At 53.1% G+C, this 15389-nt stretch carries 11 protein-coding genes; 6 read left to right on the forward strand and 5 right to left on the reverse strand.

The window, feature by feature from the left end; genetic code table 11:
- The first annotated feature begins 357 nt into the window (after window positions 1–357).
- Both PAT3040_RS26910 and PAT3040_RS26915 read left to right on the forward strand, forming a co-directional pair.
- Window positions 358–1206 carry a stalk domain-containing protein gene (locus PAT3040_RS26910; RefSeq protein ID WP_108995114.1) on the forward strand — a complete coding sequence of 283 codons (849 nt, stop codon included), beginning with the start codon at window positions 358–360 and terminating at the stop codon, window positions 1204–1206.
- A gap of 59 nt (window positions 1207–1265) precedes the next feature.
- Window positions 1266–1652 carry a hypothetical protein gene (locus PAT3040_RS26915; protein WP_256975886.1) on the forward strand — a complete coding sequence of 129 codons (387 nt, stop codon included), beginning with the start codon at window positions 1266–1268 and terminating at the stop codon, window positions 1650–1652.
- Window positions 1653–2124: 472 nt separating this feature from the next.
- Here PAT3040_RS26915 and PAT3040_RS26920 read toward each other — a convergent pair whose 3' ends face one another.
- Complete coding sequence (locus PAT3040_RS26920; RefSeq protein ID WP_108995115.1) at window positions 2125–3099, reverse strand: sensor domain-containing diguanylate cyclase; 975 nt, start codon at window positions 3097–3099, stop codon at window positions 2125–2127.
- A 22-nt stretch (window positions 3100–3121) separates the two neighbouring features.
- Window positions 3122–3928, reverse strand: a complete 807-nt coding sequence (locus PAT3040_RS26925) for an alpha/beta fold hydrolase (protein ID WP_087570361.1) — start codon at window positions 3926–3928, stop codon at window positions 3122–3124.
- A gap of 361 nt (window positions 3929–4289) precedes the next feature.
- Between PAT3040_RS26925 and PAT3040_RS26930 the strand changes: the two genes are divergently transcribed.
- Window positions 4290–6803, forward strand: coding sequence for a pullulanase X25 domain-containing protein (locus PAT3040_RS26930; protein WP_108995168.1), 2514 nt, complete (start codon window positions 4290–4292; stop codon window positions 6801–6803).
- Window positions 6804–7254: 451 nt separating this feature from the next.
- Here the strand turns inward: PAT3040_RS26930 and PAT3040_RS26935 are convergent, their stop codons facing one another.
- The gene (locus PAT3040_RS26935; protein WP_108995116.1) at window positions 7255–8157 is read right to left on the reverse strand and encodes a helix-turn-helix transcriptional regulator; all 903 of its coding nucleotides are present in this window, start codon (window positions 8155–8157) and stop codon (window positions 7255–7257) included.
- Window positions 8158–8310: 153 nt separating this feature from the next.
- Between PAT3040_RS26935 and PAT3040_RS26940 the strand changes: the two genes are divergently transcribed.
- The 3 genes from PAT3040_RS26940 (at window position 8311) to PAT3040_RS26950 (ending at window position 14285) form a co-directional block, all read left to right on the forward strand.
- Window positions 8311–9441 carry a Gfo/Idh/MocA family protein gene (locus PAT3040_RS26940; RefSeq protein ID WP_108995117.1) on the forward strand — a complete coding sequence of 377 codons (1131 nt, stop codon included), beginning with the start codon at window positions 8311–8313 and terminating at the stop codon, window positions 9439–9441.
- 380 nt (window positions 9442–9821) lie between these two features.
- A complete protein-coding gene (locus PAT3040_RS26945) occupies window positions 9822–12935 on the forward strand; it encodes an ATP-binding protein (protein ID WP_258235177.1) in 3114 nt (1037 codons plus the stop codon).
- A 111-nt stretch (window positions 12936–13046) separates the two neighbouring features.
- Complete coding sequence (locus PAT3040_RS26950; protein ID WP_108995170.1) at window positions 13047–14285, forward strand: molybdopterin-dependent oxidoreductase; 1239 nt, start codon at window positions 13047–13049, stop codon at window positions 14283–14285.
- A gap of 72 nt (window positions 14286–14357) precedes the next feature.
- Here PAT3040_RS26950 and PAT3040_RS26955 read toward each other — a convergent pair whose 3' ends face one another.
- Entirely contained in the window at window positions 14358–14846 is a 489-nt protein-coding gene (locus PAT3040_RS26955) for a hypothetical protein (RefSeq protein WP_108995118.1), read from the reverse strand.
- Window positions 14847–14858: 12 nt separating this feature from the next.
- The coding region (locus PAT3040_RS37465; protein ID WP_181376859.1) for a hypothetical protein at window positions 14859–15389 on the reverse strand (531 nt) is incomplete at its 5' end.

The following is a 15389-nucleotide window of genomic DNA, read 5'->3' on the forward strand; positions in this document are numbered from 1 at the left end:
AGATGAGGTAAGGGCAATCCATTCACACATTTGTTCATATATACATAAATTTTGGTTCAGAGAGGCCCCGAACGACGATGTGATGCGAGAATTTGTGTATTTTCGTACAATTCGCTTTGCAGAGGCCCCATTTGTTTAAGAAATGGGGTAGAAATGTACAAATGTGTAGAGAAGAGAGGCCGATGTTCGAGTCATGCCATGTGCAACCTCGGCAACAAGTTTCTCTGCGGGAAATGGCGAGCCTTAAAAATTTGTTCGGCTAAAGAAGAAGTGCAACTAATTTTATCCAGATGCGTCTTAGTATTGGGAGTAGAGGCAGATGGTTAGATCAATATGCGGAGGAGGAGCTGTCAGGCCATGAAGAAAACCGTAATAGCCATTATGATTGCCGTATTGTTAAGTATGTCCGCGTCGACTGTGTATGCGGCTGATAAACTAATTATCATTGACGGAGTGACTGTTGCATCCGATGTTAAGCCCGAACTCAAGAATCAACGGATGATGGTGCCTGTACGAGTTATTAGCGAGAATCTGGGCGCAAACGTCGAATGGTTGAATCCCGAGGTTGTCATTACCAAAGGCGATCTGAAAGTGACATTATCGATTAACAGCAGCACGGCACAGATGAATGACGACAAGGTACAGCTGGATGTTCGGCCTTACAAAAAAAATAATCGCGTGTTCGTGCCGCTGCGTTTCATCGCGCAAGCGTTTGGCTGCAATGTCAATTACGCGAACAACATAGTTACTGTCGACACCCCGCCCTTGTTAATTGATGGTGTACAAGTACGAGCACTGCAGCACGAATACCACATGACAATGGGGGGCGTTATCTCTCACTATACGGGTCCTTCTTATAATAAATCCATTTATCATATTTTTGCGGAAAACAAAGGAGACAAGGTCGAAGCGCCGAAGGATTATTCATGGCGCTACACGATGGATATATTGGGATCCTATTATAAAGGCGCGCAGTTTGACTTTTTGGATCAAAAAGGGAAAAGCTTGCTTCGTTACGATGTTTATTCCATCGTTAACGCATTCCCGGCCGAGCTGCTAGCGGAATACCCGCCTATGCTGCTTCATGATGTAACCGAGGATCAGTGGTATTTGTTCAACGATACAGCATGGAAATCCATATACGAGATCATGGATACCGCTGAGCAGAATGGCTTCAAGAAAGAGATCAGCAATACCGTCGTGTAAGGAGAGTCTTATGACTGATCCTGAGGTAAAAAGGAACAACTTCACGAGGAGGAACAAAGATGAGTGAAACAACGAACGCGCCGCAAGATGGTGGCCGTACATTGACCTACCGAATTACCTCGCAATGGGCAAATTTCGAGAATGAAGCGATTAATGCTTCGCTTATAACGGATATTATCCTTGCGCTGGACTCCGATGACTTCATTGTTCTCGACCCCAGCGAGCCGGTCGAAGGGAGCAGCTATTTGCAAGCGGCAACGGCGGAGGGCGAGGGCAACGGCTTTGTGGTTGAGCTACGTCTGGTCAACGACGACGGTACCTTCAAGCATTACGGTTATTCCACCGTGGACAGCAACGAGGTCATCAGGATGTTCCTGCAGTATTGGGGGGAGCAGAAGCTGCCCGACTGGAGCAATTGGACGGATATGACGGATCAATTCGAATAAGGCCGACAGGTTAGCTGTTGTTGGGTTTAAACAATCATGCCTAAAAACAATGGGAAAATGACCCTCTAATCACGCGTTTATAGGTTATTCCGGGAATATAAAGGGAAATATGCCCTCTAATAGCTATCGAATTGCCGATAAACCTCGTATACTCATGAAATAGTGGGAGAAATTCCTATAATTTCTCTGAATGGACGAAAGGACAGTGAAATAAAGGGAGGTTTTCCCTTTGTTTCACTGTCCTTCTCTTTGTCATCTAACTACTCATTCAACTCCGCATCCAACTCCGCATCCAACTACTCATCCAACTACTCATCCAACTACACATCCAACTTCGCATCCAACTCCACATCCAACTACTCGACCTTGTCCTTCTTATTTATCATGAGCCGCCTGGACTACTGCAACGATCTACGTCGATGTCAGCAACGCCCGCCGTCGACGGTCCTCGCCGTACAGCTGTTCCTCTCTTTTAAAGATCCCCCGCATGCGTCACGCGGTTCCGGCCGCCGCTCTTGGACGCATACAGCGCCGTATCGGCTTTCTTGACAAGCGTTCCATTCGTTTCCCCGACTTCAGCCGTAGCAACGCCCAAACTGATCGTGATCCGGTAATCGTCCATCGGAGTGGCGGCGGTCGCCCGGCATAACGCCTCCGCGATATCCACCGCTTGTTCCTTGCCGGTCTCGGGGAGAATCGCCACGAACTCTTCGCCGCCGAACCGCGCAATGATATCCGTCTCCCGCGACATCGATTGGAGAAGCTCGGCGAGCTTGGCCAACACGATATCGCCGATGGGATGGCCGTACGTGTCGTTAATGTGCTTGAAGTGGTCGATATCGATGATAAGCATGGACAGGGGCTGTCCGCTGTCTTGGTGCTTCGCGAGAAGAGTCGTTAAGTGATCCTGGAAGTACCGCCGATTGCGAAGCCCCGTTAACGGATCGGTGGTTGCCATGGCCTCGAGCCTGCTGTTAATCAGCATGAGCTCCTGCTGCTTCCGTTCGTATTCCTCGTTAAGAAGCTCGAGCCGCTTATTTGCCTCGTTCGTCGCTTGATACAGCTCCTGGAGTTTGACCTTGGTCTGCAGAACATCCTTTTCATGTTCGATCCGCTTGCGCATCTCTACTACGACGATATCGATGCGGCTCTCGCCGTCCCGCGTCCTTCGAATGCCGTTCAGCAGGACGGGCACATCCCCTCCGCTATTCGTGCGAAGCGACATATACATCTCGTTTACTTGGCCGTACAATTGGATGTGCGGATAGAAGTACGTGTGGAACAGAAGCTTGTTCGTGACGGACAAGACCGACTCGACATGAAGGCCGGCCAACTCGGGGTTGTCGTGCTGCAACATGTTTAACAAGGTCTGATTGACCTCTCGAATAATGCCGGCATCGGTAATCGAGAAGTATCCGCACGGAGCGTTGTCTAATCTTGAGTCCATTTCGTCATGCCTTTCTCAGCGTTTACACGCCAGCCAAATAGTCTTTCATACACTGCGCCATCTCGTCCGGATGACTTAACTGGGGATAATGCCCCTTCGCCGTCATCTGACGAAGCTTGCTATTCTTAAGATGCGCATGCAAGTAATCGCCGACCTCTACAGGAGAGATGCTGTCGTCCGAGCATTGCAGGATGAGGGAGGGAACAGAGGCCTTCTCCAGACTGGAACGGCAATCGGAATAAAAGGTCACTTCGGCGAATTGCCGGGCGATATGCGGATCCCGGGAACAGAAGGTTCGTTCGAGCTCCTCGGCTAGTTCCTTCCTGTCGGAATTCTGCATGACGATCGGCGCCAGGTAACTGGCCCATCCGATGAAGTTAAGCTGCATCATCTCGAGAAGCTCGTCAATATCGCTTTTGTTGAAACCTCCGAAGTAGTCCGGCTGATCGTTCATGTATCTCGGGGACGAGCCGATCATGATCATCCGCGAGAAATATTCGGGGTTGCGGATGGATGCCAGCATGCCGATCATTCCGCTTACGGAGTGTCCCACGAAGACGGTATCCTTAAGCTCCAGCGCCTCCATCACGTCCAGCACGTCCTGCGCATAGCCATGCAGATCATTATATTTAGTGGAATCGTAAAGGTCGATTTGCGACTTTCCCGATCCGACGTAGTCGAACAACACGATACGATAGTTCTGCTCGAAGGCCGGCACGATGTGTCTCCACATCTCCTGGTCGCATCCGAAGCCGTGGGCGAAGACGATCGTTTGGTCACCGCTTCCGAGCACTTTAACATGATTTCGTTGGAGAATGTCAATGGACATGTCGTTGCCCCCTTGCAGGTAATGTTGATAGGTTCGGGAAGTAAGAGGCTATCATTCCTATTATAGCGGAAAATAGCAGACAAAGGACAAGATTGTCATATCTAGTCGAAAAAGAATATGGAATCATCTGCAGAAAAAGCGGCCATGCCCTTTCGACAAAGCTAAACAAACACCGTCTGATTGACGATCATATCAATAAGGCGGACAAGACGTGCTGGATGGTGGATAAGCAGCATCCGTTTAATCGCTCCGCAACGTGACCATACTTACTGACAACAGTCTATTAATCTCAATTAATCTCCTATGAGCGCTGATAGATTGCACACTACCAGAAAAGGGCGTGGATGCCTTGTCCATTCTCATGAATCATCCATTACATACCGGGAAGCCGGGATCCGCGGGGAGAGTCGCGCATGTCGCAGGCAACTTTTGGACGCAAGCCGGCATCGCCAGCGACTGGTCTACGGACGCCGAAGAGCTCCGAATGATCAACATCGGGGGCGAAATGCATATCCTGAAAGTACCGCTGAATCCCGGTTATTATGAATACAAAGTTGCCATTAATGGCGGCTGGACCGAAAACTACGGCGTCAACGGGATGCTGGGAGGAGGCAATATCAAGTTTAAGCTTGACGCCCCCAAGGAGGTCACGTTTATTTTTCACGACGATGCCGCATCCAAGAGAGTGGCGGAGTGGTATGAAGGCAAACCGGACTCCGATGCTGCAGGCGCAGATTGGGCTGAACTGGATGCAAAATTTTATTATGGCGGAGACGATCTGGGCGCGACGTACGACAAAGGCGCAGCCAAGCTGAAACTGTGGGCGCCAAAGGCGGACGCGGTGGCGGTCCGCTTCTACGATAAAGACGATGCGGAACGGGAAGTCGGCGCCGCCGAACTGATGCGAGGCGAGCAAGGCGTATGGTCCGTGACGGCAACGCCAGAGATTCTGGACATCGCGGATCTGAGAGGATATTACTATCAGTACGAGGTTACGCACGGCAGGACGACGCGCAGGGTGCTGGACCCGTACGCCAAGTCGATGGCGGAATTCCGGGTCAGTCCGGCGGGGCTGCCGCTCGGAGCCGATCGCGATGCCGTCGGCAAGGCAGCTATCATCGACTTGAGCGAGACGGAGCCGGAAGGCGGACTCGGATTCGCGGAGATCGAAGGTTACGAGCGCAGGGAAGACGCCATCATCTACGAGACGCATATCCGGGATTTTACGTCGGATCCTGCCATCGAGGGAGATTTGCATGCGAGGTGGGGCACTTACCGGGCGTTTATCGACAAGCTGGATTATATCCGAAAGCTTGGCGTTACGCATGTGCAGCTACTGCCCGTTATGGCCTGGTATTATGGCGACGAAGCCGCAATGTCGCAGCGCGAACTACACGAATCCACGGAAAATAACCAGTACAACTGGGGTTATGATCCCCATGGTTATTTTTGCCCGGATGGAGCGTATTCCGAGAATCCGCGCGATCCTGAGCTGCGTGTAAAGGAGCTCAAGGAGCTGATCGCCGCGATCCATCGTGCAGGTATGGGCGTTATTCTGGATGTCGTATACACGCATATGGCGAAGGCATGGCTGCTGGAGGATATCGTGCCGGATTATTATTTCTACCGAAATGAAGCGGGCGAGCTGCTCGGTGGCTTCGGAAGCAATCTGGCCACCAATCACAAGATGGCGGAGAAGCTTATGGTGGATTCCGTGAAGTATTGGTTTCAGGAGTACAAAATAGACGGCATGCGCTGGGACATGATGGGCGATGCGACGTACCCGGCAGTGCAGCGGGCATTCGACGAGGCGGCCGCCATTCATCCGAAGCCCTTGTTTATCGGCGAAGGCTGGCGGACCTTCGCTGGTCATATCGGGGAGCCTTCCCTCGTGGGAATGGGCGCAGATCAGGATTGGATGAACAAAACGGACGACGTTGGCGTCTTCTCCGACGAATTCCGAAACGAGCTGAAATCGGGATTCGGCAGCGAAGGCGAGCCGCGATTCCTGATGGGAGGCGCGCGCCATATCGACACGTTGTTCCGCAATTTAAAGGCGCAGCCGTACAATACGCCGGCTGATTCTCCTGGAGATATGGTGCAATACCTGGAGGCGCATGATAACCTGACACTGCACGACGTCATTGCCGTGACGCTTCGGGCGGATCCGCGTATTCCTGCGGACGCAAGGCGCATCCATCGCAGGCTTCGGCTAGGACATGTGCTCCTCTTTACATCGCAGGGGACAATCTTTATGCAAGCCGGTCAAGAGTTCGGCAGGACGAAGCAATGGGGAGGAAGCGCGGCGCCGGCCGCCCACGCCCATCCGCACTTTAACGTTCATGGCGAGATCATCGGATACTTCGTGCATAACTCCTACGATTCCTCGGATGCCATCAACAAGTTTGATTGGAGCAAAGCGACGGATGACGGAACGATATATCCGGAAAACGCTCTGACCCGTTCTTATACAGCCGGTCTGATTGAGCTGAGGCGAAGCACGAACGCGTTCCGTCTCGGCGATATGGAATCTGTCAATCGCGACATGACGATGATTCTTTCGCCGGATATCGGAGAATTCGACCTTGTGATCGCCTATCGCTGTCAATCGACCGACGGGACAGGTGCCTATTATGTCTTTGTGAACGCGGATGAGCGCGAGAGGACGATCAGGTTGTCACTGCAGGCGGACCTGACGCAGGGCGAGGTGCTCGTGGACGGCGAGACGGCTGGCGCCAGCGAAGTCGCGGCGCAGGCGGGCTTCGGGTTGTCGCGAGAGGCGATCGTGCTGGAGCCGCTGACCGCCGTTGTTATACGGATGAGGGAGCGGGAGCCGTTTGCGAATGAATGCGCGTATGAACAGCGCGACGAATAGTTGTGCAACGAGTTCATGGACATCGGTAAAACGCAAATAAAGCGCAGATAAAGTGCAGATAAAGTGCAGAGAAAAACGTAGAGAAAAACGTAGAGAAAAACGCAAGCTTGCGGCAGTGTCCGCGTGGCTTGCGTTTTTTTGTCGTTGTATAGGAAATTATGCGACATACCAGACTGTGGGCGAACGAGCAGCTGTAGGCGTTAAAAACGCCGATGGATCGTAAAGTAACTCTGATTAGTGTGTATAGGCGTAATAACGCCTATGGGGCCAAAAAGTGGGCAAACGAGCAGCTGTAGACGTTAAAAACGCCGATGGATCGTAAAGTAACTCTGATTAGCAGCCATAGTCGTTCGTAACGCTTATGGCTCCAAAAAGTAGGCGAACGAGCAGCTGTAGGCGTTAAAAACGCCGATGGACCGGAAAGTAACTCAGGACGATTTTGTTGTTGGCGCTATAAGAGAGAGGACATTTTGCGATATTCGCGAGGGGAGACGCCCTGCCATCGCTTGAACGCATGACTGAAGTGATGCAAATCCTCGTATCCGATAAGCAGGCCGATCTGCTCGATCTTCAGATCGCTTTCCCTCAGACAGCGCTTGGCCTCCTGGTGGCGAAGCCTGCTGACATATTGCCCCGGGGTCGTCCCGTAATGCTTCTTGAACAGTCGGATGAAATAATCCGGGCTTACGTTCAGGCGATTAGCCATGATGTCGCTAGTCCAAGGAAAGTGTAGAGCGCGGGCAATCTCCTCCGTCAGCTCCTTAAACGCGTCTTGATAGGCCTGGGGAACAGTCCGCGCCGGGATCGGCAGCAATCTGGACAGAGCGGTCGCAATCAGCAGCATGCCTCCCTTACAAGCCGCGCCGAAGCCCGGCTTCTCCTGTGTAAACTCCTCGCAAACCTTCTCCATCAAGCGGACAATGTCCTCGGGCACGGAAGCATAGCGACGGGCAAAGAGGTTGTTCCCTTCGCTGTCAAGCGGCGGCCGGCAAAATCGGTCGTTGCGTACATTCCTTTCATCGACATCGACAAACAGTTCGGGAGAGATCTCGAAATCATCGAAGAAATCAAAATGGATGCCGAGCAGATGCGTTCTATCGGCAGCCCGAGTCTCGATGCGGTGAGGCATGGCTGCATGGAGGAACAACAGGTCGCCAGGCAGATAAGTATCTGTGTCGTTAGACAGAGGGAAATGGACGCGCATTTCTCCCGAATAAACATACATGATCTCGAAATCGTAAATTCTTCTTGCCGGCAGCAGAACGGGAGGCACCCATTGATGCTGTGCCCAGTGGACGCTTGGATTCATATCCTGCATGTCGGAAGAGCGATTCTTTTGCAAGCACAGGTCCATGAGGCAATCCTCCTCGCAAATTTATATCGATAATATACAACTAATGAACTGATTCAAGCAAATACTTCCGTTATCATCCGTGTTATTATTTCGGTAATTAATCGATAATCAATAAGTTTTTCGATTCATACTACGGAAAGCCAGGTGCGGAACATGAGATTGGGAGTAATCGGTTACGGACTACGGGTTAGCAGTATTTTTCCCGCCCTTCAATCGGAGGAGTTAGGTTACAGCATCGCTGCGATAGCGGATCCGAAGCGTGATGAACTAAAGACCAGGCTTGGAGAGGAAGCTCGCCATACGCAATTTTTTGACAATGCGGACGAAATGCTGGATTCTTGCGAGCTAGACGGCATTATTATCGGAACGCGCTGCGACCTTCATACGGATATGGCGCTTAAAGTGCTTCGCCGGCATTTGCCGCTGTATCTGGAGAAGCCGGTCGCAACCACTTACGAGGATTTGTCGCGGCTCAAGGCCGGATACGAGGCTTCCCGGTCGGAGGTAGTCGTCTCGTTCCCGCTACGCAATACACCACTCGTCAGGCTGGCCAAGGAAATTATCGATTCCGGGAAGATCGGTACGGTGGAGCATGTGCAGGCGGTTAACAACGTCCCGTACGGAGGCGTGTATTATCATTCCTGGTACAGGGACGAGCGCATTACGGGCGGGCTGTTTCTGCAAAAGGCGACGCATGACTTCGACTATATCAACTATCTCATCGGACTTAAGCCGATTGCCGTATGCGCGATGAAGTCGAAGCGGGTCTTTACGGGAACGAAGCCGGCGGGATTGAAATGCTCAAATTGCGAGGAAAATAGAACCTGCGAGGAAAGCGCACTGAAGCCGCATAATCGTCATGGGGATGACTACTGCAGTTTTGCGGAAGATACAGGCAACGAAGATTCTGGCGGGGCGTTGCTGCGTTACGAGACGGGCATGCATGTCAACTATTCTCAGAATTTTTTTGCGCGCAGGGGAGCGGCAAGGCGCGGCGCCCGTTTGCTCGGCTACAAGGGAACGTTGGAGTTCGACTGGTATACGAATGAGCTTAAGGTCTATATGCATCATGAGGCGCGGGTGGAGACGCATGCCATCGATGTCAGTGCGATGGATGGACACGGCGGCGGAGACGGGATACTCGTAAACAATTTCCTGCAGGCCGTCCGAGGCAAGGAGCGCTCGCGGACAACGCTGGGCGACGGCTTGCTGAGCGCGCTGCTCTGCTTGAAGGCAAACGAGTCCGCCGAGACGAATACGTTCCAGAACGTGGAATGGCCATAAAACGTCGTCCCATCCGGTTAGCGCGTACTGCTGGCGCAGGACGAAAGCCGGGGGAGGGGAGTTATCGGATGCCGCAAGGCATGCCTCCTCATCGGAACGGAACATAGAACAGGGGGCTGTCCCAAAATGACAGCCCCTTGTTTTTTGCTATACTCACCAGGCGTTACGCCAATCACTTGCTTGAAGCTGCGCGTGAAGTTCTACACATTTGCATACCTGAGCCGGTGACTCGGCTGTTCGCATCCCGGACATTCAGCATACGGTCTGCGGCTGCGGTCAGCTCGAGATCTCACCTGCGAAGTAGCAGAATATTGCTGGTTTAGGCGGTATGGGGTTACGAGGGCCCGTTACCGTAATCGTATAAAGGAGTAACGCTCCTGATGTCGAATCTTAGCTGTATGAAAACTTTACGAGACTACCCGCTAATAAAATCCGCTATGCTGACGATACTTTTCCTCGGACTTCTGCTGGGCTTTCGATGGTTATGGCAAGAATGGAATCCTATTCCGGAGCATCCTCCGATTCAACAAGGTGTCATCGATCTTGGACAGTGGGACTTCGAACAATCCCCCTCCATGCTGCTTGACGGCGAATGGGCATTCTACCCTGGCCAGCTGGAAGGAACGCCTGTCGGCGAACCCCGGTATGTGCAAGTGCCTGGAAGCTGGGGAGAGGCCATGCCTGACGGAGAGGCATACGGCTCCGGCACGTATAAGCTGACCATTCTGCTTAAAGAGCAGCCCGAGCAGACGTATGGTTTCTGGATCAAACGAATCGAGGCCGCCTCGCAGGTTGTTGTAAATGGAGAGACCCAGTCGGAATTCGGACAACTCGGCTTAAGCAAGGACCAATACAAGCCCAGTCGCTGGTCTTATACCGCAACCTACTCCAACGACGATGGAAAGGACTCCATCGAGCTGCTGATCCGCGTCTCCAATTACGACAACCCGGTTCGCGGCGGAATCGTAGTTCCGATCCGCTTCGGCTCTCAAGCGGCGATCGACGGAGAACGCTGGTATTCCATCGGCTTTCAACTGTTCACTTTCGTTATTTTGATGCTGCATGGCATTTACGCCATCATTTTATATATCTTCAATCGCAAGCAATACGCGTTTCTGGTCTTTTTCATGATGATGCTTTCATCTGCGCTGTCTATCATTACAATCCATGACAAGCTTATTTTGCACTGGCTGCCCGTCAACTACACCTGGGTGGTGAAGCTTGGAAGCATTTCTTATGTCATGCTGACGTATTTCATGTTGATGCTGACGCGAATCTTCTCGGGGAGCGTGTCGGACGGACGATTGTTTCGTCTGTTCTCGTGGCTGTTCGTGGCATACGTTATTACGATTATGGTGCTGCCAATCGACACGGTTCATTATTTGTCGAGCCTCCGCGTAGGCTTGTTCTTCTACGTCGTGCCTGTCGTCTGGTTCCTATACCTCATAGGCAAAATGGTGGTAAATAACCACAGCGGTGCTATCTTTTTGCTGCTGTCTGCGATCGGCGTCATATCCAGCATCGTGTGGGGGCTTCTTAATACGTATGGCATGAATTACACGGAGTATTATCCGTTCGATGTTATTGCGGCCATCATCGGCTTCTCTTCTTACTGGTTCAAGCTGTACTTCCGCAATGCGGCCGAGAACGCGAAGCTTAATGAACAGCTCAGGCAGTCGGACAAGCTGAAAGACCAATTTCTTGCGCACACGTCGCATGAACTTCGAACGCCGATCCACGGCATTATTAATATCGCCCAGACGGTTGCTCTAAGGGAACGCCAGTCGATCGAGGACAGAAGCTACAAGGATATGGAGCTGCTCATTACGATCGGCAGGCGTATGTCGCATTTGATCGAGGATTTGCTGGATCTCGTGCGTTTAAAGGAAAAACATGTTGTTCTCCAGATGCGGCCGATCCCGTTGCAATCCATCGCGGAAGGCGTTATCGGCATGTTGGGCTATCTTGTCGAGCAGAAACCCGTCAAGCTGGCTTCGCGAATACCGGACTCCTTCCCGGTCGTCATGGCGGACGAAAAGCGGCTTGCCCAGATTCTGTTCAATCTTATTCATAATGGCATTAAATATACGGAAAAAGGCGAGGTCTTCGTCGAAGCGGCGATCATTCAGGGACGAGCCGTCGTTAGCGTAACGGATACCGGGGCCGGCATGGACGAGGCGACGCTTGCCCGCGTCTTCCTCCCGTATGAGCAAGGGCATTCGGACAACGGAGGCATCGGGCTTGGTCTCAGCATCTGCAAGCAGCTTGTGGAGCTTCATGGAGGAACGCTTACCGCTCGTTCGCGGCCCGGGAAAGGGACGGAATTTCAATTCTCGCTGCCTCTCGCAGATAGTCAGTCGCCGGATGGCACAGAAGATCCCAGTGTAGCGGCCCAGCCATGGAATCATGTACTGGGGGCGGGAGAGAGTCCGCTCCTGGCACATGAGGAGAACGGCAGCTGGATAGAGCTGGCTCCGCCTGAAATGGGAACGCATGGCGTGAAGCAGAACATTCTCGCTATCGACGATGATCCGGTCAATCTTCAAGTGTTGGCTGGCATTTTGGGCAATGATTCTTATACCATCACAACAGCGGCAAACGCTTCTGAAGCGCTGGAGCTGCTGGAGAACGGGCAGTGGGATCTCGTCATCTCCGACGTCATGATGCCGGGCATGTCCGGCTATGAATTGACCAAAGCGATCAGGGAGCGGTATTCCATCTCCGAGCTGCCTGTACTGCTCCTGACGGCGAGAAGCCAACAGGCGGACATCTATGCGGGTTTTTCCGCTGGAGCGAACGACTATCTGACCAAGCCTGTAGACGCGCTGGAATTGAAATACCGCGTCTGGTCGCTAACGACGCTTAAGCGTTCCGTAACGGAGAGACTGCGACTCGAGGCCGCTTATTTGCAGGCGCAGATTCATCCGCATTTTTTGTTCAACACCTTAAATTCCATTCTGGCCTTAAGCGATATCGACCCGGACAAGATGAGGAAACTCGCAGAAGCTTTTACATCCTATCTGCGGATTAGCTTTAACTTCCTGAATGCGGGGGAAATGGTGCCGTTCGCTCATGAGTTGAAGCTTGTTCGCTCCTATCTATACATCGAACAAGAACGATTTGGGTCGTTGTTGTCCGTCGAGTGGGAGATCGATGCGAACATCGATCTCATGCTGCCGCCGCTTAGCCTGCAGCCTATCGTAGAAAACGCCGTCAAGCACGGGGCGCTGAGTCGCGCGGAAGGAGGCACGGTTGTCATCCGGATCATCCGGCGGGGGCAGGATACGTTGTTCGAGGTGAAGGACAATGGCAAGGGGATGACGCAGCAAGATGCGGACAATCTGCTGCAGCATGTTTTCGGTGGCACGGGAGGCATTGGCATCGCCAATACGAACCGGCGGCTTGCTCAGCGTTACCGGCAAGGCCTGACTATCGTCAGCGTACCGGGGACTGGCACGACGGTGTCCTTTGCAATCCCGATGGAACAGCAGTAGAAAGACCAGCCTGGGGAGTGAGCGCACTCGCGGAGCTGGTCTTTCGCGTTGTCGGAGCATTACGGTACAATGAAAGCAGATTATGAACCTTCGGAGGGCGGAGATGCCAGTATGAGTGGACTGTTGAAAAAGCTGCGTCAAGGGTACGGCAAGAAGCTTGTCTCCATCCATGCCTGGAATGGGTGGATCGTCCTGTTGCTGGCCTTGTCCGGCCTTGTTCTGTTGGGAGGCTTCTGGCGAGGCGTCCTTGGCGAAGGGCGCGTCTGGCTCAAGTGGATTCATATCGCCGTCGGAATCGCCTCCGTTTTGCCTATCGCCTATTATCTCGTGCTTGCGGGCAAGCATTGGAAGAGGCTGAAGGGCAAGCCCAAGCAGAAGCTTAACGTCTATATCGTGCTAACCTTTCTATTCGGATGGCTGCTGTCAGGCGTTATCCTCTGGCAGTTCAAGCTGGCAGGACCTCGCATGTCGAACGTGGCGCTCGTAACTCACGATCTCCTGACGTGGATCGGCTTGCCTTATATCATCTATCATTCCTTGTCGAGAGCTCGTTGGCTCAAAGACTCCAATCGACGCACGATGCAATTACCGCCGGCAGAGAGGGACGTCTACCATCCCGCGGCCCCGCAGCCATTATATACTCGCCGCGCGTTCATTCGCGGCGCAATAGGCGCCGGTATTGCGGTAACTGTCGGTCCGTCCTTCCTGAAGTGGTTCGGCGATCAGCTCGGCAGCGTGGGTAATGGTAGAAACATGGAACAACTGATTCAGAACGATTCGAACGTAATGCTGCCCGCGCCGGAGCCTCTCCCAGATTCGGCGCCTCCCATTGGCGGAGGAGCGCAGGGCAGCTTCCGCGTGTACACGGTGACGCCCATCCCTTCGTTCAATAATGAGAACTGGTCAATGCGCATCGATGGACTCGTAGACAAGGCGCTGGAGTGGGACTGGGATACGTTCGTTAAGCTTAAGCGGACGGTGCAGGTTAGCGACTTCCACTGCGTGACGGGGTGGTCGGTCTATAACAACACATGGGAGGGTATCCCGGTCAAGGAGATATTGGCGCTGGCTGGCGTAAAGGGGAAGGCAAAGTCCGCGATCTTCTACTCGGGCGACGGTGTCTATACTAGCGGCATTACGCTGGAGCAGTTAGCCCAGGACGATGCGATGATTGCCGTCATGCACGATGGAAAGCCGATTCCGAGCGATCTAGGCGGACCCGTACGGCTTATCATGCCGGGTATGTATGCCTATAAATCGGTCAAGTGGCTAAACCGGATCGAGCTCATCGAAGGGGAACATATCGGGTATTGGGAGCAGCGCGGTTATTCGAACGAGGCGTGGGTGTAGGAAAGCCGATACCAAAAAAATAGGGGGGTGTCCGCAGAGTCTTATCGACCCTTGGACAACCCCGTTTTTGTGTCAGACTTCGGCTATAAGCGTATCTGAGTATAGATGAAGCTGGTGAAGCGCCAGGCCATTGACCCGATCAAGATGCTGAACGCCCGACTCTCCCTCCAGCCATTCTGCTCGCAGCATGGCATTATGCTTGAAGTATAGGGCTCCTCCAGGCTCCGAGACGCCGAAAGCGCCGAGCGGGAGCGTAAGATTGAGGCTCGCGCATATTTGTACCAAGGATGTATAGCGCTCCTGGGCCGTCCGGTCCCGGAGTACGGCGAACGTCTGAAGCAGATAAACGCCGGCTTGCTCTGCTTCTTCTAATCCTGGAAGGAAGCTCATCTCCAGCAGCACCGATTCATTGCCGGAGCCGATCTCGTCGAATCGGATCAGTAGCGAGGCATAGGGAGCCTCGTCGTCCGGCTCGGCCAGCTTGGCGGCGATGCCGTGTCTGCCGTAATAGTCGTGCAGGCCGCCCAGCACGGAGCGGGCGAACGATAATGACTCGGTCATGGCGATTCTCCTCTACGTATGCAATTTCTTGGCGATCAGATCTTTGCCCGGTTTCTTTTTCGCCTTGTCGATCTTGAGGCCGATGTTTTCGATAATCGCCCGGCTCTCCTGATCGTCTCCCACGACCCCGCTCTCATACAGCATGCCGGCCAGGTCGGTAACGAGCTGATTGTAGCATTGCCCCAAGCTGTTGAAGCCGTGCTTCTCAAGCAACGACTGCCGAACCTTGTCTCTGGCAAGCCCCTTGTATGCCTCCGAGGCCATGGCTTCATCGACTTTAAGCGCCTTGTCCACAAAGGCTTCTTTCCTTTTGTGTTTCTTGTAAAACTTCACGATTGCCGCGACTCCGCCCAAAATCGCGCCGAGCGCGATCAGGATTGGTCCGGCAGGAGATGCCGCTGCTGCGATCAATGCTACTCCGCCCGCGACCATCAATGCGCCCTTGACAGCGGTCATGCCGCTCTTGGATTTGTTCATCTCTTGCGTGGACTTGCCGAGTCCGGCCGCGAGCCGTTGCTGCTCGGCAAGCTCTCCGCTCTGCCC

This window comes from Paenibacillus agaridevorans, from assembly GCF_003112455.1.
GTDB classification, from domain to species: domain Bacteria; phylum Bacillota; class Bacilli; order Paenibacillales; family Paenibacillaceae; genus Pristimantibacillus; species Pristimantibacillus agaridevorans.

What these genes read in the sequence shown, in the direction of transcription:
- PAT3040_RS26945 (WP_258235177.1), top strand. Translation starts at nt 9,822, where the DNA reads ATGTCGAATCTTAGCTGTATGAAAACTTTACGAGACTACCCGCTAATA.
- PAT3040_RS26955 (WP_108995118.1), bottom strand. Translation starts at nt 14,846, where the DNA reads ATGACCGAGTCATTATCGTTCGCCCGCTCCGTGCTGGGCGGCCTGCAC.
- PAT3040_RS26930 (WP_108995168.1), top strand. Translation starts at nt 4,290, where the DNA reads ATGAATCATCCATTACATACCGGGAAGCCGGGATCCGCGGGGAGAGTC.
- PAT3040_RS26915 (WP_256975886.1), top strand. Translation starts at nt 1,266, where the DNA reads ATGAGTGAAACAACGAACGCGCCGCAAGATGGTGGCCGTACATTGACC.
- PAT3040_RS26935 (WP_108995116.1), bottom strand. Translation starts at nt 8,157, where the DNA reads ATGGACCTGTGCTTGCAAAAGAATCGCTCTTCCGACATGCAGGATATG.
- PAT3040_RS26940 (WP_108995117.1), top strand. Translation starts at nt 8,311, where the DNA reads ATGAGATTGGGAGTAATCGGTTACGGACTACGGGTTAGCAGTATTTTT.
- PAT3040_RS26910 (WP_108995114.1), top strand. Translation starts at nt 358, where the DNA reads ATGAAGAAAACCGTAATAGCCATTATGATTGCCGTATTGTTAAGTATG.
- PAT3040_RS26920 (WP_108995115.1), bottom strand. Translation starts at nt 3,099, where the DNA reads ATGGACTCAAGATTAGACAACGCTCCGTGCGGATACTTCTCGATTACC.
- PAT3040_RS26950 (WP_108995170.1), top strand. Translation starts at nt 13,047, where the DNA reads ATGAGTGGACTGTTGAAAAAGCTGCGTCAAGGGTACGGCAAGAAGCTT.
- PAT3040_RS26925 (WP_087570361.1), bottom strand. Translation starts at nt 3,928, where the DNA reads ATGTCCATTGACATTCTCCAACGAAATCATGTTAAAGTGCTCGGAAGC.